Raw genomic sequence first — 25471 nt, 5'->3', positions numbered from 1 at the left:
ACCAAGGCCCGGGCGCTTTCAACTGTTGACGACTTAGTTGGACTGGCCGCCAGTGCTGTTGTTCGACATGCCGTTGTTCGACATGCCCGAGCTGCCCTTTTTCATCTTGCCCATCTTGTGCGAGCCGCTGCTGTTCGAACCGGAAGTGTCGCCACCGGTGGCGCCCGAGGTCGAACCCGTCGTGCCGTTTGCGTTCGGTGTGCTCATGCCCGTGCCACCTTGACCCGCGCCATTACCGCCTGCCGTGCCGCCACCGCCGCCTGCTCCGCCGCCCGCGCCCTGCGCGAATGCCGCGCCCGACAAGCTCAGAACCAGCGCCGATACCAGCAAGCTTTTTTGTGCAATCTTCATGATGTCCTCCCGAGTGGAATTTCGATGCGCGCCGCCTCGTGTCCGGAGCGACGTCGCTGCTTACATACCGCAATCGGCGTGCCGCGTTGCGAGCGAGCAGCTTTCAGCCGTCGACGTCTGAAAGAAAGAACACCGGGTTAGCGGTTAGGCAAGCACTTCGTCACACCACTCGATAGCCCACGAGCGCGCGCAATGCAGCGCATCCGCCTGGCTCTGGAAGGAGTCGAGATCGCCTGAATCGAAAACTTCCACATGCGCGGTGTCGTCTTCCGAGGCGCGCGTAATTCGCGCGTGAGCCTGGTAATTCCCGTCTTCGTCGTGTGGCGCGGTGCAGTCGATGTGAAAGGACCGGTAATCAAAGCGCATTGATTTCTCCGTAGGTGAGTGGACAAAGGCTAGCACGCTTGCGGCGTCTTGCCGGGTGCAAGGCTTGCTCTTTCGTGACGAGAAACTTAACGGATGAACGCTCATGACCACTCGACACGCGCAGCATGGACACCCTGCGGACGAAGATGAAGCCCAAATCTACGGAGCTTTCAAGGACCTCGTGAACATGACGCCGCACCAGATAGAAAAGTGGCTCGCGACGGATCAATCCCGCGAAGTTGGCCAGAAAGACGGCAACAGCGAGTCCGTGGGACACAAGTCGGGGCGGCACATTATCGACATACTCGGCAAGAAGAAGGCCGACCTGAGCGATGACGACTACGCGCATATGCGCAAAGTGGTCGGCTATATCAAGCGACACCTCGCGCAACGACCGAGTGACGTCGAGCACTCGCACTGGCGCTATTCGCTGATGAACTGGGGCCATGATCCTCTCAAATAAGCCGCCAAAACGGTCGATTGCTTTCCGCTACCCACACACATAGAATACTGTACGTATATACAGTATAAAAGCCAAGATGGATCTGTCCGAAAAGCTCGAAATTCTTGCTGACGCCGCCAAGTACGACGCGTCGTGCGCCAGCGGCGGCGCGCCGAAACGGGAATCGCGCGGCATCGACGGGCTCGGCGCGAGCACGGGCTCGGGCATTTGCCATAGCTTCACGCCGGACGGCCGCTGTGTGTCGCTGCTCAAGATTTTGCTGACCAACTTTTGTCTCTACGATTGCCGCTACTGCATCAACCGCCGGTCGAGTAACGTGCCGCGCGCCCGCTTCACGCCGGACGAAGTCGTCAAGCTCACGCTGGACTTTTATCGCCGCAATTACATCGACGGCTTGTTTCTCAGTTCAGGCGTGATCCGTTCGTCGAACTACACGATGGATCAGCTCGTGCAAGTGGCGCGATCGCTGCGTGAAAAGCATCGCTTTCGCGGCTATATCCATCTGAAGACCATACCGGATGCCGACCCGGAACTCATCGAACTGGCGGGGCGTTATGCGGACCGCTTGAGCGTCAACATCGAGCTGCCGACCGAAATCAGCCTCGAACGGCTTGCGCCGGAGAAGAGCGGCCGCACCATCAAGCTCGCGATGGGCAACATTCGCGTGGCGCGCGAAGAGTCGGAAGCGGAGCCGCGCGCGCCGCGTTTCGCGCCCGCCGGGCAAAGCACGCAGATGATCGTTGGCGCGGACGAGACCGATGACCGCACTATCCTCGGCACGGCGGAAACGCTGTACGGTTCTTATCAGCTCAAGCGCGTCTATTACTCGGCCTTCAGCCCGATCCCCGACAGCCCGTCGGGTGTGCCGTCGCAGGCGCCGCCATTGTTGCGCGAGCATCGGCTGTATCAGGCGGATTTTCTGATGCGCGGCTACGGCTTCGAAGCGCAGGAATTGCTCGGAACGGCCGGTAACCTCTCGCTCGATATCGATCCTAAGCTCGCCTGGGCGCTGTCGCATCGCGAACGCTTTCCGGTGGATCTGAACGCCGCGCCCGTGCGCATGATCTCGCGAGTGCCGGGCATCGGCATGCGCAATGCCAAGCGTATCGTCGAGTTGCGCCGTTCTCGGCGCGTGCGGTATCACGATGTCGCGCGGCTGCGTTGCGCAATGGACAAGGTGAAACCGTTCATCGTGACGGACGATTATCGGCCGCCGTTGCGCGAGGCTTCGACGGAGCAGTTGCGGCGTTCGCTCGCGACCGAGCCCGTGCAGTTGTCGCTCATCTGAGCGGATCATGCACGTCATCGAGATAGACGACGACTTCGACTCCTGGCGGAGCGCGGCGCTCATCGCGCTGGCAAAAGAGCGCGCGCCCGAATCGATCGAATGGCGCACGGCCGAAGGCGCGGCGCAAGCGCCTGCCCTGTTCGGCGACGTCGTTGAAGACGCCGCCGCTTCCGAGGTGAAGCCCGCACAGATCCGGGTTTCGAAGGAACTGGCGGCGTTGCTGAAAGACGCAGCCTGCTTTCGCGACGAACGCCGCTGGAGCTTCCTCTATCTCGTGCTATGGCGCTGGACGCATGGCGACCGTTCGGTGGCATCTCCCGCGGATGAAGACGGCGCGCGGCTTTACAAGATGGCCAAGGCCGTGCGGCGCGCGCAGCACGACATGATCGCCTACGTGCGTTTCCGGCAGCGCGACGAGGCACTCGGCGCACCCGAGTACGTCGCATGGTACGAGCCGGATCACGACGTGCTCGCTTGGGCCGCCGAACACTTCGCGGCGCGCATGGGACGCTCGTCGTGGCTCATCACCACGCCCGATGGCGCCGCGCTCTTCAACGGCGAGCGCCTGCAACTCGAGCGCCGCCGCGCGCTCGCCGCCGATCACGCGAACGACACCGCCGACGCCGCCGAGGCGCTCTGGATGACCTACTACCGAAGCATCTTCAACCCGGCGCGGTTGAACGAGAACGCGCTCGAACAGCATATGCCGGTGCGGTTCTGGAAAGGTTTGCCCGAAGGCGCGCTCATTCCCAAGCTCGTGAGCGATGCGCGCGGCGGCGCGCGGCGTGTCGGCCAGGCGCGCAGCGTCGGCGCACTCGGCGGCAAGGCGGTGCAGGTCGAAGCCGACGCCGCGCAACCCGAACGCGACGCGCCTACATCGCTCGATGAATGCCGCCGCTGTTCGCTGTGGAAGCACGCGACGCAAGCCGTACCCGGCAGCGGCCCGGCCGACGCGCGCATCATGCTGCTCGGCGAGCAACCGGGCGATCAGGAAGATTTGAAGGGCGAACCATTCGTCGGCCCGGCAGGGCAGTTACTGGACGACGCCATGCGCCGCGCGCAGCTTCCGCGCGAGCAGGTCTATCTCACGAATGCGGTCAAGCATTTCAAATGGGAGCCGCGCGGCAAGCGGCGCTTGCACAAGACGCCCGGGCAGCAGGAAATCGAAGCGTGTTCGTACTGGCTCGACAAGGAGCTTCAGGAGACCGGCGCGCGCGTGATCGTCACGCTCGGGGCCACGGCGCTGACTGCCTTGCTCGGCAAGCGGGCGACCTTGCAGGCGCATATCGGCCGCGTGGTGCCGTATGGCGACAAGTTCATCGTCGCCACGTATCACCCTTCGTATGCGCTGCGGCAGAACGACGAAGCCGCGCGCGAGAAAACCGTCGCGGCTATCGTCAGTGCGCTCAAAAAGGCCGCCGAAGTGAACGCGTCGCGCTAAAACGCCGACTTCACGACGCCGCCATCCGCGCGAACCGCCGCTCCGTTGGTCGCCGAAGACAGTTCCGAGCACACATACACGACCGTGTTCGCAATCTCCTCGGGCGTGATGAAGCGCTTGAGAATCGAGGTCGGCCGGGCTTCCTCGAAGAACTGCTTTTCGAAGTCCTTCAGGCTCTTGCCGCCCGAGAGCTTCTCCGCGAATTCCGTGACGCCTTCCGAACTCGTCGGACCGGGCAAGACCGAATTGACCGTCACGTTCGTGCCCGAACACGTCTCGGCAAGACCGCGCGACAGCGCCAGCTGCGCGGTCTTGGTCAACCCGTAGTGAATCATCTCGACGGGAATCTGAATACCGCTCTCGCTGCTGATGAACACCACGCGGCCCCAGTTTTTCTCCTTCATCTTCGGCAGATAGGCGCGCGAAAGCCGCACGCCCGACATCACGTTGGCGTTGAAGAAGCGCAGCCATTCTTCATCGGAAATTTCTTCGAAGGGTTTGGGATCGAAGATGCCCATGTTGTTCACGAGAATATCGACACTCGGGAAGCGCTTCACGAGTTCCGCGACCTGAGCGGCATCCGATACGTCGCCCGCGAAACCCTCGGCCTGTGCGCCCGGCGCCTGCCCCTTGAGCTTGGCGAGGGCGGCATCGACGGAAGCCTGCGAGCGGCCATTGAGGATCACCCGCACGCCTTCGCGCGCGAGTCCCACCGCGATGGCGTGCCCGATGCCCTTGGTCGATCCGGATACGAATGCCAGCTTGCCGGCGATCTTGAGGTCCATATGCGCTCCTTGAAAACGATTCGTGGATGCGGCGCGCCACTTCGCGCGACGCCTGGCGGTCATGGTAACCAGAAGTGGTGCACCTCTGCACAAGCGGTGCGCCGGCGCGGGCCGCGAAGGCCGCGAAAGACGTGAAACCTCGCGACATAAATGCTCGATGGCGCACGCGGCGGGCATCGTCCATAGTGGCGACCAGCGTGACGCAGACATCGCGGTAACGAGTGAACCCAAGCGCCGTATCACGCACAGCCAGGATCGCGGTTATACGGTCCGATATCCCCGAATTTTTGCTTTCCGGCGCGGCCGGCATACAAGGTGCACATCATGTTCGACTCGATCAAGACCCCTTCGCACCACTCGCTGCTGAAGCTGGCTCGCCGCGTGACGGTGGCAAGCCTGTTTGCCGGAGCGGCGCTCATGGCCGGTTGTGCGAACGCAAACGCGCAGACCGTCGCACGCCCCGACGTGATCTACGTCTACGCTTTCGATAGCGACGCGTCCCAAGTCAAGCTCGATCAACATGGTCTCGCGTCGAAGCTTTCCAGCGCGTTCTCGGGCGATACATCCGCCGCACAGCAAGCGCAGTACGCCACGGCCGCGCGTGAGGAAGTGGCCAACGAAATCGTCGCGAAGCTGCAAGCGCAGGGTCTGCGCGCCATTCGCGCCGACGTCGCGCCGCCGGACGATCAAAACGTGCTCGCCGTGGTCGGCGACTTCAGCACGATCGATGCGGGCAATCGCCGCCGGCGCGTCCTGATCGGACTCGGCGCGGGCGAAAGCAAGGTGGGCGCGAACGTGCAACTCGTCTTCAAGCCGGCGCACGGCGCGCCGCAAGTCATCGAACAGTTCGATGCAAAGGGCGACAGCGGCCACGCACCGGGCGTCGCGGAAATGGCGGGCGTCGGCGTGGCGGCGGGCCATGTGGCGAGTTCGCTCGCGGTATCGGGCGGCATGCACGCGGTATCGGAGACGAAGCACGCGGATGTATCGTCCGATGAAAAGCGCCTGGGCGACGCCATCGCCAAGGAAATCGCCAAGGTGAGCCGGGAAGCGGGCTGGACGGCAGTTAGCGGTTGAACAAAAACCCAATACACTGTGGGTCCCGGACGCCAGTTCCTTCACCGAGACCCCCGCATGCCGGCGCTTGCCCTGATTGCTGTGATTGTCCTGACCGTCGTCGTGACCGTGGTCATCGTGCTGCTGATCGCGAATCTGACGAGCGGCGAAAAGAAGATCGAACACAAGATCGAGCGGCTCTACGCGAGCGACGACCCGCAATTCCTCCGCTCGATGGGACTGTTGCTCGGCCCGCCCGTCGTCGATGGCAACTGCTTCGAGATGCTCGTCAACGGCGACCAGATTTTCCCGTCTATGCTCGCGGGCATTCGCGGGGCGAAGAAAACCATTACCTTCGAAACGTTCATCTACTGGTCGGGCAAGATAGGCGAAGAGGTGGCCGCCGCGCTCGCCGAGAAAGCACGCTCCGGCGTCGCGGTACACGTGCTGCTCGACTGGGTCGGCTCCTCGAAGATGGACAAGCGCTACTTGCAGATGCTCAAGGACGCGGGCGCGGAGGTCATTCAGTATCACAAGCCGCACTGGACCGGTCTTGGCCGCATGAACGACCGTACGCACCGCAAGTTGCTCGTGATCGACGGTCATACGGGCTACACGGGCGGCGTCGGCATTGCCGAGGAATGGACCGGACACGCTCAGGACGAGAAGCACTGGCGCGACACGCACTTCAGGATAACCGGCCCGGCGGTGGGACAGATGCAGGCGGTCTTCATGGACAATTGGGTCAAGGCCACGGGCAACGTGCTGCACGGCGGCGACTACTTTCCCGAGATCGCGCCCGCGGGCGACGGCCTCGCGCACATGTTCAGCTCATCGCCCTCGGGCGGCAGCGACGACATGCAACTCATGTATCTCATGGCGATCACCGCCGCCACGACGTCGATCCATCTGTCGAGCGCGTATTTCGTGCCGGACAAGCTGACGATCAACGCCATCGTGGAAGCGGCGAAGCGCGGCGTGCGCGTGCGTATCATCACGCCGGGCAAGCGGATCGATACACACACCGTGCGCGAAGCCTCGCGCGCCTGCTGGGGCGACCTGCTCGCGGCGGGCGTGGAGATGTACGAATATCAGCCGACCATGTTCCACTGCAAGCTGATCGTAGTCGACGAATATCTCGTGTCGGTCGGGTCGACCAACTTCGACAGCCGGTCTTTCAAGCTCAACGACGAAGCCAATCTCAACATCTACGACCGCGACTTCGCGGCCCAGCAGACCGCTATCTTCGACGACGACGTGACCCGAGCCAAACGCATCACGCTGGAAGACTGGCAACATCGGTCCTTGCGCGAACGCGTGCTCGAACGCGTGGCCGCGCTTCTCGATTCGCAACTGTGAAGCGCTTCTTACCTGGACAAAAGTTGCGTGCGGAACTAATTGCAGTCGCACACTAAAGAAGCGCGATACCGCGCCGATAAGACGCTCACACTATTGAGTCTTCGACATCGGCCCGGACATGCACGGCACCTATAACTTATGGCTGGTCGCGGCATCCTTGATCGTCGCGACGCTTGCCTCTTTCACCGCGCTCGACATTTCGGGCCGCCTCGCCATGCTTGGGCAGTCGCGCCTGCGCCACGTCTGGCTCGCAGGCGGCGCCGCGTCCATGGGCCTCGGCATCTGGTCGATGCATTTCATCGGCGTGCTGGCGTTCCAGTTGCCGATTCCGCTCGGCTACGACTTCTGGATCACCACGGGATCGCTGGTCATCGCCGTCCTGACGTCGTTCTTCGCGCTTTACGTGATCACCGGCGCAAAGCTCACGGCGCGACGGCTCGTGGTCAGCAGCGTGATGATGGGCGCGGGCATCGCGGCCATGCACTATACGGGCGATGCCGCCATGCGCATGCTGCCCGCGATCGTCTACGACCCGACGCTGTTCGCGGCGTCGATCGTGATCGCCATCGTGGCTTCAGGCGCGGCGTTGTGGATTGCGCGGACCTTGTCTGACGCGAACAAGTCGCACGTGCTGACCAAGCGCGCGGCGGCGGCGCTGGTGATGGGAATCGCCATCACGGGCATGCATTACACCGGCAACGCGGCGGCCGAATTCGCGCCGGGTTCGATCTGCGGCGCGGCCAACGATGTCGATACGCACTGGCTCGCGACTACCGTCGTGCTCTTTACGCTCACCATTCTGATCATCACGCTGGTGCTGTCGCGTCTCGATGCGCGCACCGCGTTCCTCGCCGGCTCCGTCTCGCGGCTGAACGGACAGATCGTGCGCATGGCGACCTTCGACACGCTGACCGATTTGCCGAATCGCAGCACGATCACCGAGCGCATCGAGCGCGCGATCAAGAGCGCGCAGTCGGGCGGCAACGGCTTCGCCATTCTCTTCATGGACCTCGACGGCTTCAAGACGATCAACGATTCGCTCGGCCACTCCATCGGCGATGAAGTGCTGAAGGCGTTCGGCCGGCGTCTGCAACAATGCGTGCGTGGTGGCGATACGGTGGCGCGCATCGGCGGCGACGAATTCGTCGTGATGCTGGAAAACCTTCCCGAGCCCGCCGATGCCGAAAAGATGGCCGAGCGCGTGCTCGAATCCATGCGTCAGGGGCTGATGGTCGCGAAACATACCTTGCAGGTAATGCCGAGCATCGGCATTGCGCTTTATCCGCAGGACGGCGACACGGTCGATGCCTTGCTCAAGCACGCGGATATCGCCATGTACGAAGCGAAGCGCGGCGGGCGCAGCACCTATCGCTTTTTCGAGGCGAGCATGAACGAAGCCGCCGTGCGGACCTTGCAGATTCAGCAGGCGTTGCACGAGGCATTGAACGCGGGACACTTTTATTTGCTGTTCCAGCCGAAGTTTCGCGGCGCCAACGGTACGCTGGCGGGCGCGGAAGCGCTCATCCGGCTGGATCATCCCGTGATCGGCGTACTGACGCCGCTCGAATTCATTCCGATTGCGGAGCGCTCGGGGCAGATCGTGCAGATCGGCTACTGGGTCGTGCGCGAGACTTGCCGACATATCGCGCGCTGGCGTGCCGAGGGGCGGCCGGCGGTGAAGGTGGCCATCAACTTGTCGCCGCGTCAGATGAACGAAGTGGACCTCGTGGCGAACGTGATGCGAATCGTGCGTGAAGAGAGCGTGCCGAGCGACCAGATCATGTTCGAGATCACCGAGACCGTCGCCATGCAGGACGCGCCGCGCACCATCGAGATGATTCGCGCGTTTCAGGACAATGGCTTCGAAATCGCCATCGACGATTTCGGCACGGGTTATTCGAGTCTCGCGTATCTGCAGCGGTTTCGCGCGAAGCAATTGAAGATCGACCGGTTTTTTACCAACGGGCTGGACGAGAACGGCCACGAAGGGCGCGCGATCGTGTCGGCGATCATTGCGCTCGCGCATTCGCTGGATATGGATGTGGTCGCGGAAGGCGTCGAGACGGGATCGCAATTGAATCGCCTGCAAGACTTGATGTGCGATGAAATGCAAGGCTTCTTGCTGGCACGACCGCTTTCGGCGGATGCGTTTGGCGAGTTGCTGGTTCCTTCGGACGCGAGGACCGATGATGCGGTAAATGGCGCATCGGCGTCTGGCTTAATTACGGGATAAGCGCGCCGGGCGTTTCATAGCGATCCATACAATCTCCCTCCCGAACGAAGCTAGTCCTGGAGCGAGATGTCGATGTACAGAAGTAACTTGCCGCATGGGTAGAGGCGCTACATAAAGAAACGCGGAGCCATGGGTGATGGCTCCGCGAAACATCGTGACTAGCTAATCATCTTACTGAACGGATATCACGATTCCGGACTTAAGGCCACCAGTTGTATCGGCTCGTGTGATGTTGATTGTAACGCTCGTATATGAGGAAGATGACGTCGAACCGGCTCCCGCGATATCGACTTGTGCGAGTGCGCTTCGCGTGATTTTCTGCATATTCATTATTGAACCTACTTGAAGTTAAAGCGTTGATAAAAATTCTCGAATTTGAAAACGAGAATGGGTTAGTCCGAGTCGTTAGCCGAGGATATCGGTGCAACGACACGCGGAATGAAAGACGAATAGGACGGTGAGTAGTCGATAGTTCAAGCTGAAAGCGTTTAAAGCGCGCTTAGATAGTCAAGCTTGATTTGTTATATGTCAGTTTGGAAAACGAAGTATTAATTATACGCGAAATTTACTGTAGCTACCGCCGTCACCGTACCACCTGTCATTGCTCCAAGTCGATAAAATTGCGCAACCATCGGGATGGTCATCTCATTCGTCGCATCGACAGCGCCGAGCGATTCCGCGCTTCCAAGCGTAATAGGCGATCCGGTTGTGTCGCCAACGTTTGTTGCCTTCAACAACTGCACTCCCACTTGCGCCGCTGAACCAGTGTTTTTCAACACGCTGGTCAATGTATCGTTGGTACCATTCACGGTCATTGTCACGTTGGTATTCGTAGCACAGGAGGCCAACTTCACGTTGAACGGCCGAGGATTTTGAGTGGACCCTACAGCCGCGAAATCCGTCGTTTTCGCCGTGTCGAGTGAGATCGTCTGGTTCGAACTGCTAGAATCGACCGTGCAGGTCGGCAAAATGATTGTGCCTGTGAAGTTGAGCGTCGCATCGACTGCAAACACCGACTTCGCGGCGACCAATGCCGAGACTACTGCAATAAGCTTAAGCTTGTTCATTTAATTTCCTGGATGTCTAAAAACTTGAATGGCGTAAACTCTTTTTGACCGTTCTATTGGTACAGCACGGTCATCGTCATGGTCGAGTTCGCCGGTCCCGGAGTAAGGGCTCCGGTTCTGTAGTAGCGTGCCGTAAGCGGTATATTGTAGGTACCGCCCGTGGCGCTATTAAAGTTGCTCAAAGTTTTGTACACGCTAAGCGGAAAGACTGCACCGGTGCTGTCATAGAGTTGGATTCCGACACCGCCGGCAGATGGGCTTCCGCTCAAGGCAGCGACGTTGCTAAAGCCGGGAACCGCTCCATTCCACGCGAAGGCCCGAACCGTTCGCAAGCTTGGCTCCAGCCGCATCCTTGGCTTCCACCACGGCCACGGTTTCACCCATGTTCGGCGTGAACGCAACGCCATCACCCCAGGCCACCACACCGCCTGAAACGCTCGCGCCCACCTGAGAGTATTGACGTCCCGTGCTGGCGTTGGCCGTCAATAGCGCGAATGGCGACATATAGCCCACATTGGCGCCTGCATTGAACGAACTGCGTGCGTGGCCGCCGTCGTTGAAGTTTCCATTCAGGCCATACGTGATGGCGTTGTCGTCACCCAAGGTGCCGGTGATCGACTGTTGAATACTTGAACTGCTGTCGCTCGTGTCATGCTGGAAGTACGTCGACGATTGCGGCGCGTGCGAACCCAAACCCAGCGGAACCGTAAGATTCAGCATGATTCGGTTGTCCCATCGGTCCGCATCGACCTGATACTGGCGCACAAGCGACGCGCCATAGGTCAGACGCTTCCAACTGTTGTTATAGCCAATTTGATACTGCGTGTCGTGACCGGAGCGGTTCCAGTAGGATGTGACCGAACCCATTGCATACACCGACCCAAAACGGCCGCTCGACCCGATGCTCTGATTCAGCACGAACTGAACACGCGATTTCTGTAGCGCCGACATAGCCGCTAGCTGACCGTCGTCGTTCAATTGACGCATGGTCATGGCATCAGGCAAGCTGAAGAAACCGCTCGTGGAATAGCGGTACGCCGCGATCGCGATATTCGTGTCGGTTGGTGCAAAGAGCTGCGAGTAACTCAGGCGTACGCTGGCACCGTTGCGTGTGCCGAGTCGCTTGAAACTCGCGGTCGCGCTGGTCACGTCCACGCCGAATGCACCAACGCTAGTATTCAGCGCCGTGCCCATCATGCCCGCGAAATACAGATCCGCAGCGGTGATTCCGCCGTAAAGCGTCAGCAGGTTGCTTATGCCGTGCTGTATCGTGAACTGCGAGACGAAGGGATGGATGTTGAGCGTGGCATCACGATACTCACCTATCGTTGCGCTATAGCGCGTCACCCCCGGACGCAGCGCATTGACGGCTGCGGCGTACGGCACAGTTGAGATATGCTGAGACCCGTCTGCTTCCGTGACGATGACATCGAGATTGCCGCCGTAGCCAGTCGGATACAGGTCGTCAATCTCGAAAGCACCGGGGGAGACGGTCGTTTCGTAGATGATGTTGCCGTTCTGCCGGATCTGAACCTTGGCGTTGCTATTCGCAATGCCGTGGATGACCGGCGCATAGCCACGCTGCGATTCCGGATACATCCGGTCATCGGTGCCCAGTGTGACGCCTCGAACGCCATAACTGTCGAATAGCGCGCCGTCGGTGAAAGTGTCACCGACGGTCAACTGGCTCTTGATTCCCTTGAACCCGCGCTGAACATAGGTTTGCACGCTTTGGAAGTGCGAACCACCGTTACTGGTGTTCGTCAGGTTGCCCTGATAGCGAAAGCGCCAGGCACCCGCGTTGATCCCGCCGATCAGTCCGAGATACTGAGAGTCGTTATTGAATTGCGGCGACGAACTGTGATATGCGTTGGCGTTGTATTGCAGCATGGCCGCAGGCACGCCGTCCTCCCAGTACTTCGGATCGACATAGCCTCGGGCACGGCTATTCATCACGATCTGGGGGATGGAGACGTCCAGCCGTTGCTCGCCACCATCAAACGACGCGACCGCGTTCGGAATCAAGTCTGACAGAGTCAGGCAGCCCATATCTGCTGTTTCGAGTTTGGCGGTCGACTCCGCCGAGAGCTTTCTCGGGTCGACGCCAAGCCGTTCGAGCAGATCGGCATTCATGCAAGGGACAACCTCGTGGGAGTCCCCTCCCAACTCTCGCACCTCGATATTCAGCTTTCCTTTCCAAGCGTCGTTGACATATATGTCGGACCGATACGTGCCCGGAAGCACTTCTTGGCCTTTATTGAATCGAGATACGTCTAACTTCTCGGAATCGCTGGAATCGAGGAATTGCTCGTTGAATTCGACGGCGGCATAGTGTTGCGGTGCATCGGCCCACGCACGGCAACTAGTGCCCATTGCCGCGACAGCTTGGATAACCAGAATACTTACCGGTTTGATGTGCGTGCGTGCCAACTTAATGCTGCGGTATTTCATGTTCCCTGACGCATACGAAAATTACGGGCGTGCATGGCCCTGCAGCCTTTGAGGGCGTGCATGCCAGCCTGCGCGTCTTTTGGAGGAAATCCGGCGCGTTTGCAAACTCGTGGTTAGTCGGCCACGTTGTCGAACCGGGGTTGTCTCTTAGTCAGGGAGCCAGAGTCGCTTCGCCAGACTGGGGGCCACCGTAGTCATTAATGGCGGTGTATTTGACCTTTCCGCCGGATGAAGGCACTTCACCCTTGAGCGGAAACGACTTTGATTCTCCCGGCCCGACCATTCCACCTTGATCGAATGCCGCGGTATGCCCGTCCCCCGTGAGTTCGATGCGGTCGAAAGAAACGTGATACTGAGAGCTGTTGGACGCTTCGATCGCATTCGTCGAGCCATCACGCTTGACGTGCCAAACGACAGCGCCGGGCGCGTCCGACGCTTGCCCTTTCAGTCCAGTCGGCCGGAAGAAGAACTTGATGCGTGTACGAAACGCCAGCTGCAGCTGGTTGGCCGACGCCTCATCGCCCGAAGGCTTTGGCGGAACTTCCAGCACGTTCAGGTAGAGAATCGATTCCTTGTCGGCAGGCAGCGCCTCGCCGGTCGACATGATGCGCAACGTCTGAGACTTGCCCGGATCGATGCGCATGATGGGAGGCGTGATCGTGAACGGGACGTCGATGCTGTCCGGCTTGGCGTCCGGGTCGCCCTTATCCAGCCATACCTTGGTCAGCCCCGGAAGCTTTCCATTGTTCGTCAGCTTCACGGTGACTTCTGAGTCACTCTGGTTATAGACGACGCGCGTGCCGGCAACCACCACGGAGGCATACGCTTGTGGCGCCACGGTGAGGTACCCAATGCACAGCGCTGTAGTTGTGAGTAGTCTGATTGCCAGTCTCATGGGAACTAAAATTCCAACCAAATGCTTTGACCCAACGCGAGGACGGGCTCGTGCCCACCCTCGCATGACCTCTTAGTTATGCGAACTCAATCGCTGCCGAAAGCGCGGCTTATTGGTAGTCGATGCTATACACGACTGACGAGTTCGCCGCGCCAGCGGACGTAACGCCGGTTGCGTAGTACTGGACTTGATAGTTCAGCAAAGCCGAGCCCGAGGAGATGTCGGCCGCGATGGAGTTCTGCAGGTCGCGCGAAAAACCTGCCTTGATAGGCGAGGAGTCGGAATTCAACAGTTGCAGCTTGACGTTTTCGGCGCCGCCGCTTGCGACCATCAGGCGGCCATCGCTCGGGTCGACGGTCGAGCCCGCTTCATAGAACACCGCCGCCTTGCTGCTGGCGGTAATCGGCGAGCAGGCCGACAGAGCTATGTGGTACGACGTCGTGCCGGCCGTTTCGCCGGAGGCCGTGAGTTGGCTGGTGGAAACGGTCGGCAAGGTGACAGTGAAGTCTTTAGACGACGTGTCGTTGCCGTTGATGGTGCAAGTCGTGGCAGTCAATGCGCCGTTGAACGTGATGGTTCCGTCCGAGGCGAATGCGCTGGCGGCAGTCAAGCCAAGCAAGCCAGCAACGAGGGCCGAGATAGCAAAAGTCTTCATACGAGATTCCAGACAGTTAGATTTGCGAATGTTTGTTTTAAAGTTGAATCGCCGCTAAGTATGTGAAGCGTCGAGTTTGGATTGGCGCCGAAAAGGCGCGAGTCAATCCAGACAGTCAGCCTCATCAGACGACATAGTTCAGTGCACTGAAGTCGTCCGAGTCGCTCTCTACAAAGCGTGTGTGAATGATCCGGTATCCTCAAATAAGCTTCAACGAGATTGGTCTTATATTTTCATTAGCATTGTTGCCTATGCTTAGGAAATCGAATCGTTGATTGAGAGATGCCAATAGAAGCGAGAGGAAAAGTGCCTTAAGGCAGGAGATAAGCCGGTTAATTGCTGCGCCTGGGGCGTCGTGTGCGTCCTGGTGCCTGCTGAAATTTCACTGCAAGAAGGGTTTTAAGCTTGAAGCGAGTCGATCAGGCGATGCGGAGCTAAAGATGCGCTTTTGAATATCCCTGCTCGCCGGATTGATAACGCAGCCGGAAAGCGTCCGAACACGAGGTGAGGTTTTCAGTTCGCAAGCAGCAGGGACCAGTGCTTGACGCCAGGCAGCTTATAAACTTGGGACGGCTTTTCGTCACGCGGCGGTTGCATGCGTAGTGCGTTAGGTGAAAGCGGCCTGTAGCGGCGCTGTAGTGCGGCAGGGACACCTCGCCTGGTGAAGCAAGACGAAAGTCATGGGGATGGCAACGATCGAAAGCCGCGCAACTTGCACAGACACGCTTTGAGGAAAGGCTCTCTTTGCTGACGCTCCAAAGAAGACCAGAGGCCGAATGGACGCGAGCCGGAAAAAGCGGGAAGGACGGTGCTGGAAGACGAGCCAGATCGACGCGCCTAGACAACCCATGCACGAAAGCATCGGCACAACCCATCGTGCCCACACGATGTTCGGCCATGACATGCCGCGCCGCAGCACGAGCGCATCAAGCCCCAGGTAGACTAAGCGGTATTAGATAGCAGCAGCCTGAGCAGCGCAAAACCGATGCGCGTCGCCGTGCCTAAACAGAAGGTCAAATATGACGCGCCGCAGCAAACCCGAAAGCTGCTGCGGCGCGTTCGCCTTACACAGGCTTGATGTTCGAAGCTTGCTTGCCCTTCGGGCCCATCTTTTCTTCGTAGCTCACTTTCTGGCCTTCCGCCAGGCTCTTGAAGCCGTCAGCGCGGATTTCCGAGAAATGTGCAAACAGGTCCTCGCCACCGCCATCAGGCGTGATGAAACCAAAACCCTTTGCATCGTTGAACCACTTGACCGTACCGGTTGCCATATCTTCTTCCTGAATTTTGCCGCGTAGCGGCGGTTTCCTATCGCGATTGCGCTAAGGCGCCTATAGTGAACTGCCTACGTCTGAAAGGCAACTGGTGTTGTGCGCAAAATTACTTCTGCGTCAAACTCCGGTTCGCGAAACGCCGGATTTCCTGCCTTTTCGGGCACACAACGTCCATTTCAACCTCAATAGACCGATGGCAAGCCGTCCGGCCGATGCTTGAAGCGTCTGTGCACCCAATAGTACTGCTCGGGCATCAGGCGAATCTGTTCTTCCAGAAATGCATTCATGCGGCTCGCATCGACCGTGTCGCTGGCGGACGGAAAATCGATCAAGGGTTTAAAGACCTTCAGCCGGTAGCCTCGATAATCGGGCAACACCTCGGTGACGAACGGTACCACACGCGCATGTCCCAGCTTTGCAAGCCGAGAGACGGCAGTCAACGTGCAGGCCGGCACGCCGAAAAACGGCACGAAAACCGAATTGTCGATGCCGTGATCCATATCGGCCGCCAGCATCACCGGCGTGCCCGAGCGAAGCAGCGCAACCACCTTTCTGGCGCTCGTCGACCGCTCGATTAGCTCGGCGCCGAACCTGCCGCGCTGCCGTTTGGCTAGCGCGCACAGGCGCTTGTTCGACATGCGGGTGTAGAGCGCGGCCACCGGCGAAGTCGTCGAATGCACCAGACAGCCGACCTCGATGGCAACGAAGTGAAAGCCCATGAAAATGGTTGGCGGGGCGTTTTTATCATCGAGATCGATTTCGCTGTCTATCTGCACTATCGAACGTATCGACTTCGCGCTGCCGTACCACTGAATACCGCGCTCGAGATAGCTGCGGATTACATGACGAAAGTGTTTTTTGGCAAGTTCTTGATAGTGCGCTTCGGAGTTGCCGGGAAAGCAAAGGCGCAGATTGACGAGAACGATGTGCTTGCGACGGCTTGGGATCTCGTACAGCAGCGCGCCAAGTATGCTGCCAATTCTGGCAACCCATCGATATGGAAGCATCGAGAGAGCACGGAGCAGTAGCGCGACAGGCGTGAAGCCGGGGTTCTCCGGTATCTGTTCTCGTGGATGAGGGAGGGAATCGGCTTTCATGGGCAGGTACCACTCGGTAATAAACACCGTTTGCTCCGTAGACCGGCCTGAACCAGCTATTTACACATACGTAGTAGGCATTTAGTCTTGTTGAGCCGGAAAACAGCCGGCTGGATATTTCACGCTGATGGTCGGTGGCCTGGACACGCCGGCCAAGGTGGCAAAGACTATTTTTCGCGAATCGATCGCCGATGCAATCGTGACGCACGCAAGACATTAGTCGCAGAGAACGGCGACTCTTGGCGGATCAGAAGAGGGCAAGGCTTGCGTTCAAACGCGCCTGCACCGAAGAAATCGTGCAACCCGTCGCTGCACTTAGACGAAGTTAAAACTAACGAAGCGAGTATTGAAAAGGATCGTCAGATCAATAATGCGCTAATCACTAATAAAGCGAGTCGTGTGAAAAGGACGCTTTCTCGTTGAAGGGAGCATGGATTGTCCAAGCCCATTGGACGATACATGCACGATCGATAGGAGGGAGCAACTCACAAACGGCGAATGGTGCGTGCCGCGTGGCTTGCTTCAGGAGGCATGCTGTCAAGCTTAACACGCATGCGGCAGTAAATCGGTAAAACTCGAACCAAGTGGAACGATATTTACCGGGCGCTGTGCAACTAAATCCTGCCCAACTAACGCGCGCGTCATCCTGTGTGCAGAGACTAAATAATTTAGTACTGTCGAGCCTTTATCGGCCGTTGTGGCAGACGTTGAGCCGTGACCAGATTCGAATATGCGAACTGATACATCCATGATTCGAATCGACCGCGCCATCGGCAAAAAATTCAGAGATATTCGGATACCGAAACATAACGATTAACTTCAAGAAGTCGAGTCATCTCTTCGGCAAAAATAGGCATGGACTTTTCGCCGTGGCGTGCGTCGAATGATTAGCGACTCAATTCATCGCTGGGCGCATCACACCGACAACGCACATCAGCATGAAGTCGTTGAGATCACGATCATCGTGGTTTGCCTGCCCGTCGCCTCTGGAACACCGGGCGGCGTCTTCCCTATAATCGCCCGATGGAAACTCAACTCGACAAACGCTTCGGCTTTCTGGTCGCCGATGTGGACCGCCTGTGCGGCAACCGCTTCGACGAGCTTGCCAAGTCATCGCTGAATCTGACCCGCGCGCAATGCCGCGTGCTTGCCTATCTGTCGCATTACGGCGAGGTGAATCAGGCGCGGCTCGCCGGGCTGCTCGAAGTCGCGCCGATTTCCGCCGGGCGGCTGCTGGATCGCATGGAGGAGGGCGGCTGGATCGAACGGCGGCTCAATCCCGACGACCGCCGCGAGCGGCAAGTGAGCATGACCGCGAAAGCCGAGAAGGCGCTCGACCGGGCGCGGCGCGTCGGCGACGAAATCACTTCCGAGGCGCTCGCGGGCCTGAGCCGCCAGGAAAGCGAGCAGTTGATCGGGCTCCTGCAGCGGGTGCGGGCGAACCTCAGCCGGATCGTCGACAGATAAGGTTTGGATCGGTTCTTGCTGCCGCGACAGGCGCTTCATTCACTTCCTGGGGAGAAGAACCATGCTGAATCTACGCACCGCACCGCTCGCCGTCATCGCGCTGTCCGTCGCGGCGCTCGTCACGCTGCCCGCGACGCCCGCACACGCGCAAGACGCCGGCGCGTCCACGCCCAAGCAGGTCAAGAAAGCGCAGCGCAAGGAAGCGCGCGCAAAGAAAAACGCCGAACTCGGCGAGCTCGAAAAGAACGGCTATAACCCCGGCGGCGAGCAGAACGACTATCCGCAGAATCTGCAGAACGCGCAGGCCAAGGTCAACGCAAAGAAGGCCGGACAACCGGCGCCCGCTTCGACGCCGTGAACCGGACGCTCAGTCACGTGAAGCTTCAGTCCAGCTGATACGACAACGAAGCGTTCACACGCGGACTGCGCGATGCGCTCTCGACGGGCGCATCGCCCGTTGCCTTGGCGATGGACAGATCGATGCTGTAGTGCTTCGAATCCGACACTCGAAAACCTATCCCGAACGACGACAAACGCCGCGGACTCGCCGTGCCGCCGTGGAGAAAAACGCGCGCGGCATCGACCATGACGTAGGGCGTGAAGGTCTTCAGATACGTCATGCCGATATCGAGCGGCCGGTTCACTTCGAATGACGCGCCGAAGCCCGAATCGCCCGACACTTCGCCCGGCTGATAGCCCAGCGCGAAACGCTGCGCGCCGAACGAAACCTGCTCGGATGTCGGCAGGGAGTCGGGCGAATACTGCCCCGTCAGCGAAAGCGCCGTGCCGATTTTCATCGGCCAATCGTTGCTCTGCGTGTAGCTCGCGCCGGTCCGCACGAAGGTAAGCGAGACAGGATTGACGGGCGCGTAGCCGGCAATGTTGGTGTCCGCGCTCTTCGAGGCGCCGAGCACGTCGAACGCCTTCGCCACGTTCACGCTCGCGCGCCGCACGACGCCTGTCGCAATGCCGGTGTAATCGAGCTGCAATTGCGCGACGCGAATCTGCGAGCGCTGCGACAACTGCGGATTGCCCGCGACGATGGTGTTCTTCAGCCGGTCTTCATCGTGCGATGCATAGACGCTTCCCGTGCCGACGAGACTACGCGCGTTACTCAGCAGGAACGGATAGACGGCGGAAAACGCGAGCTTGTCGTTCACGACGGTGCGCTCGATATAAGACGGCAGCCCAGGATTGTCGACCGGATGCCCGTGATAATGCGATGCATCGACTTTTGCGGTGAAGCCATCCGTGCCGATAGGCAGCGAGCCGTTGAGCGCGTAATAGGTTTGATCGTCGCGTCCCTTGGGCAACAGCGCGGACGCCGACAGCGATTCGCCGAAGCCGAGCATGCCGTTCTCGGTCGCGCTCAGAATGCCCTGCACGCCCGGATGATTGAAGTCGATGCCCGTGCTCACGTTGAAAGGCTTGCGCTCGACATCGAGTTCGAGCGTGGCGGCGCCGTCCGTATTCTGCGGCGGTGCGACGGTCGCACGCGTCTTCACGCCCGGAATCATGCCGAGCACGTTGATATAACGCTCGAAATTCGCTTGCGTGAGCGGCCGGTCCTGACGCATGCGGTCGGCCACCGCGCGAATGCGCTTCTCGGCCGCGCCCGCGTTGCCCTTCACGACGACCTGCGCGATATACCCTTCGACCACCGTTATGCGCACCACGCCATCCCGAAACGTTTGCGCCGGAATGAAGGCGAACGAGAGCGCATAGCCGCGCTCCTTGTAAAGCGCGGTGATGCCGTTGGCGGTTTCGATCAGCTTGCCGATGGTCACGTCCGTGCCGACGAGCGGCGCGAAGCGTTGCGCGACATCGTCGAAGGGCAGAGCCTTGACGCCCTCGATTTCGAATTTGCGCGGCGTGAGATGCTGCGCGAGAAGCGCGTCGAGCGCGGGAGCGGGAGGCTGCACGTTCACCGATACCGCCGGCTTGGGCGGCGTGTTCACTTGCGGCAGGGCATCGAGCGGATTGCCGCCGATGCTCGCGCGCGGTGCCGCCGGAGCAGTTTGAGCAAGCGCGAGTTGCGCCGTGAATGGGGCGCCGATTGCGGCGAGCAAGAGCACCCGTTTCCAGTCGCGGATCTCCACGATGAATCCTCGAAGGTTGTCGCGAGAACGTCGTACGGTGCGTGCTTCTTCCAACATCCTGCACGGGCAGCGCCGCGTTCTTCGTCGTGTGTTGTCGTTTGGTGATGCGATTCGTGGCTTCGATCGGACGCGTGTTGTGTTGCTGGCATGCGCGTCGACGTTCGCCTGGCGTCACGCCGTTTCCGAACCGCGATACGCCGCGATCCGGAAACGGTGACGCCCGACTTCATGCGTTAGCGTCGCGGTCCTCCGAGTACGCCGCCGACGATCGAACCCACCGCGCCGAGCAAGCCCGTGCCAGAGCCGTTTGCGGTGCTGGCGGTGCTGCCCGTGCCGCCTGTCGTCGTCGCGATACCCACGCCCGTACCCGCGCCTGCGCTGGTCGTGCCGTGCGTCGTGGCAACCGTCACGCCGACCGCGCCCGTGATCGTGGTCACCGTGCCGAGCACGCCGCCGCCCGAACCGGACGAGCCGGTCGTGCCGCCCGGCGCACCAGTGACCGCGCCAACGATGCCTGTCACCGGAGCCAGCACGCCACCGGCCGATCCCGTGGCGCCTGTAAGCGCGCCGGTCACGCCGCCGACCGCGCCCGTGACCGGAGCAAGCACGCCCGCACCGGCGCCCGTACCGCTCGTCGCGCCTGTCAACGCACCCGTTACGCCGCTGACCACGCTCGTGACCGGCGCGAGCACGCTCGTACCGCTGCCGGTTGCGCCCGTCAACGCACCCGTGACGCCGCCGACAAGCCCCGTGACCGGTGCGAGCAAGCCCGCCGTCGAGCCCGTGCCGCCGCCCGTCGCGCTCGTGAGCGCGCTCGTCACGCCGCCGACGAGACCGGTGACCGGCGCAAGCAAGCCTGCCGTCGTTCCAGTGCCGCCCGTTGCGCCCGTCAGTGCGCCCGTGACGCCGCCGACCAGACCCGTGACCGGCGCAAGTACGCCCGAGCCTGCGCCGGTCGCGCCGCCGAGAATGCCGGTGATCGGTGCGAGCGGATTGGACGCTGGCGTGCCGCTGACGAGGCCGCCCGCGGATGCCACCGTCGTTCCCGTGGTCGACACCAGATTGCCCACGCCCGCCGTGACCGGATTGGCGCCCGTGCCTGCGATGCCCTGACCCGCCTGACCGAGCGCGCCGCCGAGCGTTGTGAGGAGGTTGTTGACCGGCGTGCCGAGGCCCGTTGCCGCGCCGACGGTCTGCGTCGTCGAACTGACGACAGACGTGATCGGCGTGATGGCCTGGCTGACTTGCTGCGTGAGTTGCTGAACCGGTGCGCTGGTCAGCGTCTGATCGAGGACGCCGCCCGTCTGCGTCACCGCGTTACCCACGATTCCGACGATGCTCCCGACCGGCGTCGTAACAGGTGCGAGCGGTGAAAGCGTACCGGTGCCGAGGCTCGATACGAGCGTCCCGGCGCTGCTGACCGTATCGCCGGTTTTTTCGACGACACCGCCAAGACTCGCCACCGTCGTGCCGACCGGATTCGTGCTCGAGCCGATGGTTCCGAGCCCGGCCGACACGCCATCGCCGAGCGTCGTAACAGCCGCGCCTGCGTTCGTGACGACATCGCCCGTGGCTTTCGTGGTGCCCGCGCTGACGAGCGGCGTGGTCGTCGCGCCGATTGCCGACCCGATTCCCGATACGGTCGCGCCAAGCGCGGACACCACGTTGCCTGTTTTGCCTACGACGGCCGCGACAGGCTGAGGCGTCGTGCTGCCCGTGGTGCCACCGCCGGTTCCCCCACCGCCAGTGCCCCCACCACCCGTGCTGCCACCGCCGGTGCTGCCACCACCCGTGCTGCCACCACCCGTGCTACCGCCTCCGGTGCTGCCACCACCCGTACCGCCACCCCCCGTGCTGCCACCACCCGTGCTACCGCCTCCGGTGCCGCCGCCGCTTGTGCCGCCCGTGCTGCCACCGGAGCCCCCGCTGGTCCCCCCGCCACTACCGCTGCCACTACCACTACCCCCGCCGCTACCCGTTCCGGTACCGCCGCTGCTGCCCGAGCCCGTGCCGCTGTCGCCGGTCGTGATCGTTCCAGAGCCGCTACCGCTCGCGCCTGCCGACTTGCTCATCGTGCCCGAGCCGCCACACGCCGCCAGCGTGAGTACGCTCGCGACCGCTGCCGCGACGATAGACTTGCGCAAGAATTCCTGTCCGACGTTCCTCGTATTCATGATGGCCCTCGTTACTTTGTTTTGGTTGAACCGCGGGCCAGTAACTGCGAAAGGTGTGCCAACGTACGGACGACGGGGCCCGCAGGCGTTCCTCGCCCTGCGAGAAGCGCTCGCGAAAGGACGCTTTCCAAATGAATTCGGGGTTTGGCGGGAGATTGCGGCCGCGTCTCACCGCGTATCGGCAAACGGCAATCCGGACGTTCGTAACGTAACGAACATCGAACCGCGTTACGACGCGACGCGTTACGCGGGCCCGCCATAAAGAGCCAATGAGTGAAAAAGAGCTGGCAGGAAATGAATACGAGTCGCTGTATTCGCATCAAGTTGATTTTACTGATATGCCAGCGATTATTTACCCGATGCAACTATTGATGCACTGCACGATACAAAATGTTCTGACGTAATTGATTTTGAGATGTGCATGCGATATAAATTCGCCAACGCAGCCCTCTTCTTTCGGCAAACGTTGTGGGAGGGTAGCGATCAACAAGAAAAACCAAAAATATCGAGAGAGTTGGAGCGCCGCTCCGATGCATGGGCCCGGGGTCACGACATCGCGTTCGCGTGGTGGTCTGCCGCCTGGAGCCTCGCACGAAGAGGCGAATCCGCGGCCAGGCAGTACACCATCCGAGGGCAACAAGAATGACATCTACCTTGCTTCAATTCATCCGCGACAGGCGTGGGATCACCGCCATCGAATATGGGCTGATTGCCGGCGTGCTTGCGCTCGGCATCATGACGGCCGTGGGCGGCGTCTCCACTCAGCTCACGTCCACTTTCAACGCGATAAAGGCGGAGCTCGCTAAAACGTCGAGCTAATCCCATCTTTATTCGCTGACGAGATGCCGATTCGCGCGCCGGAGCAATCCGGCGCGCGGACCGAATACATCTTTCGAGTTTCGATTAAACCTCCGTATTACTACGGAGGGCGCTGTCTTATTGCCTGCCGATTTACGCTGCCATGATTTATTTTGAATCCGCGATATTTATCGGCTGGGCGCTGGCGGTCGTCTTATTTGACTGGCAGCGCAGGTCCATTCCGAATTCGCTGGTCGCGGCCGGAGGCGTGTTCGCGCTTGCGTTCGCCGCGCTCGGCATTTCGCCTTTTCAGACGGCGATCGGCTTCGCATTGCTCGGCGCGTTGGCGGGTTTCGCCGCGCTCTTGCCGTTCTACCTGCTCGGCATGATGGGCGCCGCCGACGTCAAGGCGTTCGCCGTGCTCGGCGCGTGGTGCGGCCCGCGCGAACTCGTCGGCGTCTGGGTCGCGGCGAGCCTTGCGGCCGCGGTGCATGCGCTCGTGTTGCTCGCGCGCCGTGAGGACCGCGTGGTGCTGTCGCTGCGCAGTCTTGCCGCGCATGCGAGCGTGGCCGAACGCAGGCGCAACAGCACGCCCTACGGCGCATTGCTCGCGGCGGCTGGGATCGGTCAGCTGGCGCTGCATCTGCTGAACGCAACGGGGCGGCCAGCATGAAGTCCGCGCCATCAATCCAACGGCCACGCCCACGACGAAACCAGCGCGGCAACGTGGCGGTCGAGTTCGCCATCGTGTTTCCGCTGTTCTTCCTGATCTTTTACGCCATCGTCACCTACAGCCTCGTGTTCGTCGCGCAGCAGTCGCTGACGCTCGCAGCGGAAGAGGGCGCACGCGCCGCGCTGCGCTATCAGGCCAACGCGACGAGCATCGACGACGCCCTTGCGCGCCGTGGCAGTGCCGCCTGCCAGACCGCGCAAGGCTTGTCGAACTGGCTTGCGGGACTCGCGCAATGCACCGCCACGCCCGCGCCATGTACCTACGACGGGACCCTGCGCTGCATCCAGGTGACGCTCGCTTATGCCTATGCGCAAAAGCCGCTGGTGCCGACGCTGCCGTTGATCGGCCTCGCGCTGCCCGATTCGCTGGTGGCGCGCGCGATGGTCCAACTCAATCCGGACAACGTGTTATGAGCGTCCGCCCGAACTTTCACGATTGATCTCACATGGCCAACGTCACACGAACGCTCGCGGTCCTGTTTTTCATGCTGGCCATCGCGCTGGGCATCTTCGCGTTCACGCTGGCGCGCGCCCCGGCGCCGCTGCCGGCAAGCGCCAACGGCGGCGCGCCCGGTCCCGCGCTCGCGGTGGATCGCAAGCTCGCGCCGGTCGTGATCGCCGCACGCGATTTGCAGCCCGGCAAGCCGCTCGATGCCGCGTCGCTCACGGTGCGCATGCAGGCCGAACCCGCGTCCGGCGTGTTCGGCGATACCGCCGCGCTCACCGGCCGCACCACGCGCGTCGCGGTGCCCCAAGGCACGCCGCTCACGGTCGAGACGCTGTCGAGCGGACTTGCCGATGTCGTCGAGCCGGGCGAACGCGCGGTCGCGGTGCGCGTCGACGAAACCAACGCGGTCGGCAATCTCGTGCGCCCAGGCAATTTCGTCGATGTGTTTTTCACGCTCAAGCGCGAAGGCGGCGGCAGCAGCGGCGCCGAAGTAGAGGCGACACAGGCGCGCCTTTTATTGTCGAAAGTGCGCGTGCTGAGCGTGGGCGGCGCGTCGGTGGAGGGTGTCGATGGCAAGGCCGCGGGCGACACGAACCAGGCGACTCGCAATTTGAACGCACAGACCGCAGTGCTCGCCGTGCGCACCGCCGATGTCGATGCGCTCACGCTCGCCGAAAGCTCGGGCCGCCTCGTGCTGGCGCTGCGCAACACCAACGACGCCGAAATGCCGCCGCCGCAGTCGTGGCTGCCCCTGCATGCCGCTGCCTTGCATGCCGACGCGGATGGCGCCGCACGCGCGGCCGCCGGGGTATCGCTCGGTGCGCTGTCGGGCGCGCGCGCCGGCCGCGAACCGGTGACGCAGCCGCGTGCGGCGGGCGTGGCGCGTGCGCCGCGTAGCAACGAAGTGGAAGTGATCCGGGGTGGCCGTGGCGAGCGAACCGCATATTGAGCGCGCCGATGCCGGCTATCCCGATG

At 61.1% G+C, this 25471-nt stretch carries 24 protein-coding genes; 12 read left to right on the top strand and 12 right to left on the bottom strand.

What is annotated here, in order from left to right; all coding sequences use genetic code 11:
• Positions 1-33: 33 nt before the first annotated feature.
• Positions 34-351 carry a hypothetical protein gene (locus LDZ28_RS22640; protein WP_244830849.1) on the bottom strand — a complete coding sequence of 106 codons (318 nt, stop codon included), beginning with the start codon at positions 349-351 and terminating at the stop codon, positions 34-36.
• Positions 352-495: 144 nt separating this feature from the next.
• Complete coding sequence (locus tag LDZ28_RS22635; protein WP_244830848.1) at positions 496-717, bottom strand: hypothetical protein; 222 nt, start codon at positions 715-717, stop codon at positions 496-498.
• A gap of 103 nt (positions 718-820) precedes the next feature.
• Between LDZ28_RS22635 and LDZ28_RS22630 the strand changes: the two genes are divergently transcribed.
• From LDZ28_RS22630 to LDZ28_RS22620, 3 genes are all read left to right on the top strand, one after another.
• The gene (locus LDZ28_RS22630) at positions 821-1180 is read left to right on the top strand and encodes a DUF3140 domain-containing protein (RefSeq protein WP_244830847.1); all 360 of its coding nucleotides are present in this window, start codon (positions 821-823) and stop codon (positions 1178-1180) included.
• Between the two features lie 76 nt (positions 1181-1256).
• Positions 1257-2468: a putative DNA modification/repair radical SAM protein gene (locus LDZ28_RS22625; RefSeq protein WP_244830846.1), complete on the top strand. Its 1212-nt coding sequence runs from the start codon at positions 1257-1259 to the stop codon at positions 2466-2468.
• Positions 2469-2475: 7 nt separating this feature from the next.
• The gene (locus LDZ28_RS22620) at positions 2476-3909 is read left to right on the top strand and encodes a UdgX family uracil-DNA binding protein (protein ID WP_244830845.1); all 1434 of its coding nucleotides are present in this window, start codon (positions 2476-2478) and stop codon (positions 3907-3909) included.
• Here LDZ28_RS22620 and LDZ28_RS22615 read toward each other — a convergent pair.
• On the bottom strand, positions 3906-4694 hold the full coding sequence (locus LDZ28_RS22615) for an SDR family NAD(P)-dependent oxidoreductase (protein WP_244830844.1): 789 nt from the start codon (positions 4692-4694) through the stop codon (positions 3906-3908). The genes LDZ28_RS22620 and LDZ28_RS22615 overlap by 4 nt on opposite strands.
• Before the next feature lie 324 nt (positions 4695-5018).
• Here LDZ28_RS22615 and LDZ28_RS22610 point away from each other — a divergent pair, with 324 nt between their 5' ends.
• The 3 genes from LDZ28_RS22610 (at position 5019) to LDZ28_RS22600 (ending at position 9342) form a co-directional block, all read left to right on the top strand.
• Entirely contained in the window at positions 5019-5771 is a 753-nt protein-coding gene (locus tag LDZ28_RS22610; protein ID WP_244830843.1) for a DUF4410 domain-containing protein, read from the top strand.
• 57 nt (positions 5772-5828) lie between these two features.
• A complete protein-coding gene (cls, locus tag LDZ28_RS22605; RefSeq protein WP_244830842.1) occupies positions 5829-7109 on the top strand; it encodes a cardiolipin synthase in 1281 nt (426 codons plus the stop codon).
• Between the two features lie 118 nt (positions 7110-7227).
• Complete coding sequence (locus LDZ28_RS22600; RefSeq protein WP_244830841.1) at positions 7228-9342, top strand: bifunctional diguanylate cyclase/phosphodiesterase; 2115 nt, start codon at positions 7228-7230, stop codon at positions 9340-9342.
• A 548-nt stretch (positions 9343-9890) separates the two neighbouring features.
• Here the strand turns inward: LDZ28_RS22600 and LDZ28_RS22595 are convergent.
• The 7 genes from LDZ28_RS22595 to LDZ28_RS22570 form a co-directional block, all read right to left on the bottom strand.
• A complete protein-coding gene (locus tag LDZ28_RS22595) occupies positions 9891-10409 on the bottom strand; it encodes a fimbrial protein (RefSeq protein ID WP_244830840.1) in 519 nt (172 codons plus the stop codon).
• Positions 10410-10462: 53 nt separating this feature from the next.
• On the bottom strand, positions 10463-10759 hold the full coding sequence (locus LDZ28_RS32900; RefSeq protein ID WP_370652252.1) for a fimbrial protein: 297 nt from the start codon (positions 10757-10759) through the stop codon (positions 10463-10465).
• On the bottom strand, positions 10692-12860 hold the full coding sequence (locus LDZ28_RS22590; protein WP_244830839.1) for a fimbria/pilus outer membrane usher protein: 2169 nt from the start codon (positions 12858-12860) through the stop codon (positions 10692-10694). Before LDZ28_RS22590 ends, LDZ28_RS32900 begins: the two co-directional genes overlap by 68 nt.
• Before the next feature lie 151 nt (positions 12861-13011).
• Entirely contained in the window at positions 13012-13755 is a 744-nt protein-coding gene (locus LDZ28_RS22585; protein ID WP_244830838.1) for a fimbria/pilus periplasmic chaperone, read from the bottom strand.
• A 109-nt stretch (positions 13756-13864) separates the two neighbouring features.
• The gene (locus tag LDZ28_RS22580; protein ID WP_244830837.1) at positions 13865-14410 is read right to left on the bottom strand and encodes a fimbrial protein; all 546 of its coding nucleotides are present in this window, start codon (positions 14408-14410) and stop codon (positions 13865-13867) included.
• A gap of 1064 nt (positions 14411-15474) precedes the next feature.
• Positions 15475-15678, bottom strand: a complete 204-nt coding sequence (locus LDZ28_RS22575) for a cold-shock protein (protein WP_244830836.1) — start codon at positions 15676-15678, stop codon at positions 15475-15477.
• Positions 15679-15863: 185 nt separating this feature from the next.
• Positions 15864-16778, bottom strand: coding sequence for a lipid A biosynthesis lauroyl acyltransferase (locus LDZ28_RS22570; RefSeq protein ID WP_284503944.1), 915 nt, complete (start codon positions 16776-16778; stop codon positions 15864-15866).
• Between the two features lie 1023 nt (positions 16779-17801).
• Between LDZ28_RS22570 and LDZ28_RS22565 the strand changes: the two genes are divergently transcribed.
• Both LDZ28_RS22565 and LDZ28_RS22560 read left to right on the top strand, forming a co-directional pair.
• Positions 17802-18245 (top strand): MarR family winged helix-turn-helix transcriptional regulator, encoded by a 444-nt coding sequence (locus LDZ28_RS22565; RefSeq protein WP_244830835.1) that lies wholly within the window; start codon positions 17802-17804, stop codon positions 18243-18245.
• Between the two features lie 61 nt (positions 18246-18306).
• A complete protein-coding gene (locus LDZ28_RS22560; RefSeq protein ID WP_244830834.1) occupies positions 18307-18603 on the top strand; it encodes a DUF4148 domain-containing protein in 297 nt (98 codons plus the stop codon).
• Between the two features lie 25 nt (positions 18604-18628).
• On the opposite strand, the gene LDZ28_RS22555 is transcribed toward LDZ28_RS22560, so the two are convergent.
• Together LDZ28_RS22555 and LDZ28_RS22550 are read right to left on the bottom strand one after the other, a co-directional pair.
• A complete protein-coding gene (locus LDZ28_RS22555; RefSeq protein ID WP_244830833.1) occupies positions 18629-20344 on the bottom strand; it encodes a ShlB/FhaC/HecB family hemolysin secretion/activation protein in 1716 nt (571 codons plus the stop codon).
• Positions 20345-20577: 233 nt separating this feature from the next.
• Positions 20578-22518 (bottom strand): collagen-like triple helix repeat-containing protein, encoded by a 1941-nt coding sequence (locus tag LDZ28_RS22550; protein WP_244830832.1) that lies wholly within the window; start codon positions 22516-22518, stop codon positions 20578-20580.
• Between the two features lie 642 nt (positions 22519-23160).
• Here LDZ28_RS22550 and LDZ28_RS22545 point away from each other — a divergent pair.
• The 4 genes from LDZ28_RS22545 to cpaB all read left to right on the top strand — a co-directional run bounded on the left by LDZ28_RS22545 (position 23161) and on the right by cpaB (position 25445).
• A complete protein-coding gene (locus LDZ28_RS22545; protein ID WP_244830831.1) occupies positions 23161-23337 on the top strand; it encodes a Flp family type IVb pilin in 177 nt (58 codons plus the stop codon).
• A gap of 142 nt (positions 23338-23479) precedes the next feature.
• Positions 23480-23989, top strand: coding sequence for a prepilin peptidase (locus LDZ28_RS22540; RefSeq protein WP_244830830.1), 510 nt, complete (start codon positions 23480-23482; stop codon positions 23987-23989).
• Entirely contained in the window at positions 23986-24462 is a 477-nt protein-coding gene (locus LDZ28_RS22535) for a TadE/TadG family type IV pilus assembly protein (RefSeq protein WP_244830829.1), read from the top strand. Before LDZ28_RS22540 ends, LDZ28_RS22535 begins: the two co-directional genes overlap by 4 nt.
• A 32-nt stretch (positions 24463-24494) precedes the next feature.
• Positions 24495-25445, top strand: a complete 951-nt coding sequence (cpaB, locus tag LDZ28_RS22530; RefSeq protein ID WP_244830828.1) for a Flp pilus assembly protein CpaB — start codon at positions 24495-24497, stop codon at positions 25443-25445.
• The last annotated feature ends 26 nt before the right edge of the window (positions 25446-25471 follow it).

This window comes from Caballeronia sp. TF1N1 (genome assembly GCF_022878925.1).
In the GTDB taxonomy this organism is placed as follows: domain Bacteria; phylum Pseudomonadota; class Gammaproteobacteria; order Burkholderiales; family Burkholderiaceae; genus Caballeronia.
Note: the sequence above shows the minus strand (reverse complement) of the source record. Positions and strands in the feature narration are given on the sequence as shown.

Coding starts and splice junctions, on each gene's coding strand:
- LDZ28_RS22640 (WP_244830849.1), bottom strand. CDS start 351: ATGAAGATTGCACAAAAAAGCTTGCTGGTATCGGCGCTGGTTCTGAGC.
- LDZ28_RS22635 (WP_244830848.1), bottom strand. CDS start 717: ATGCGCTTTGATTACCGGTCCTTTCACATCGACTGCACCGCGCCACAC.
- LDZ28_RS22630 (WP_244830847.1), top strand. CDS start 821: ATGACCACTCGACACGCGCAGCATGGACACCCTGCGGACGAAGATGAA.
- LDZ28_RS22625 (WP_244830846.1), top strand. CDS start 1,257: ATGGATCTGTCCGAAAAGCTCGAAATTCTTGCTGACGCCGCCAAGTAC.
- LDZ28_RS22620 (WP_244830845.1), top strand. CDS start 2,476: ATGCACGTCATCGAGATAGACGACGACTTCGACTCCTGGCGGAGCGCG.
- LDZ28_RS22615 (WP_244830844.1), bottom strand. CDS start 4,694: ATGGACCTCAAGATCGCCGGCAAGCTGGCATTCGTATCCGGATCGACC.
- LDZ28_RS22610 (WP_244830843.1), top strand. CDS start 5,019: ATGTTCGACTCGATCAAGACCCCTTCGCACCACTCGCTGCTGAAGCTG.
- cls (WP_244830842.1), top strand. CDS start 5,829: ATGCCGGCGCTTGCCCTGATTGCTGTGATTGTCCTGACCGTCGTCGTG.
- LDZ28_RS22600 (WP_244830841.1), top strand. CDS start 7,228: ATGCACGGCACCTATAACTTATGGCTGGTCGCGGCATCCTTGATCGTC.
- LDZ28_RS22595 (WP_244830840.1), bottom strand. CDS start 10,409: ATGAACAAGCTTAAGCTTATTGCAGTAGTCTCGGCATTGGTCGCCGCG.
- LDZ28_RS32900 (WP_370652252.1), bottom strand. CDS start 10,759: ATGCGGCTGGAGCCAAGCTTGCGAACGGTTCGGGCCTTCGCGTGGAAT.
- LDZ28_RS22590 (WP_244830839.1), bottom strand. CDS start 12,860: ATGAAATACCGCAGCATTAAGTTGGCACGCACGCACATCAAACCGGTA.
- LDZ28_RS22585 (WP_244830838.1), bottom strand. CDS start 13,755: ATGAGACTGGCAATCAGACTACTCACAACTACAGCGCTGTGCATTGGG.
- LDZ28_RS22580 (WP_244830837.1), bottom strand. CDS start 14,410: ATGAAGACTTTTGCTATCTCGGCCCTCGTTGCTGGCTTGCTTGGCTTG.
- LDZ28_RS22575 (WP_244830836.1), bottom strand. CDS start 15,678: ATGGCAACCGGTACGGTCAAGTGGTTCAACGATGCAAAGGGTTTTGGT.
- LDZ28_RS22570 (WP_284503944.1), bottom strand. CDS start 16,778: ATGAAAGCCGATTCCCTCCCTCATCCACGAGAACAGATACCGGAGAAC.
- LDZ28_RS22565 (WP_244830835.1), top strand. CDS start 17,802: ATGGAAACTCAACTCGACAAACGCTTCGGCTTTCTGGTCGCCGATGTG.
- LDZ28_RS22560 (WP_244830834.1), top strand. CDS start 18,307: ATGCTGAATCTACGCACCGCACCGCTCGCCGTCATCGCGCTGTCCGTC.
- LDZ28_RS22550 (WP_244830832.1), bottom strand. CDS start 22,518: ATGAATACGAGGAACGTCGGACAGGAATTCTTGCGCAAGTCTATCGTC.
- LDZ28_RS22545 (WP_244830831.1), top strand. CDS start 23,161: ATGACATCTACCTTGCTTCAATTCATCCGCGACAGGCGTGGGATCACC.
- LDZ28_RS22540 (WP_244830830.1), top strand. CDS start 23,480: ATGATTTATTTTGAATCCGCGATATTTATCGGCTGGGCGCTGGCGGTC.
- LDZ28_RS22535 (WP_244830829.1), top strand. CDS start 23,986: ATGAAGTCCGCGCCATCAATCCAACGGCCACGCCCACGACGAAACCAG.
- cpaB (WP_244830828.1), top strand. CDS start 24,495: ATGGCCAACGTCACACGAACGCTCGCGGTCCTGTTTTTCATGCTGGCC.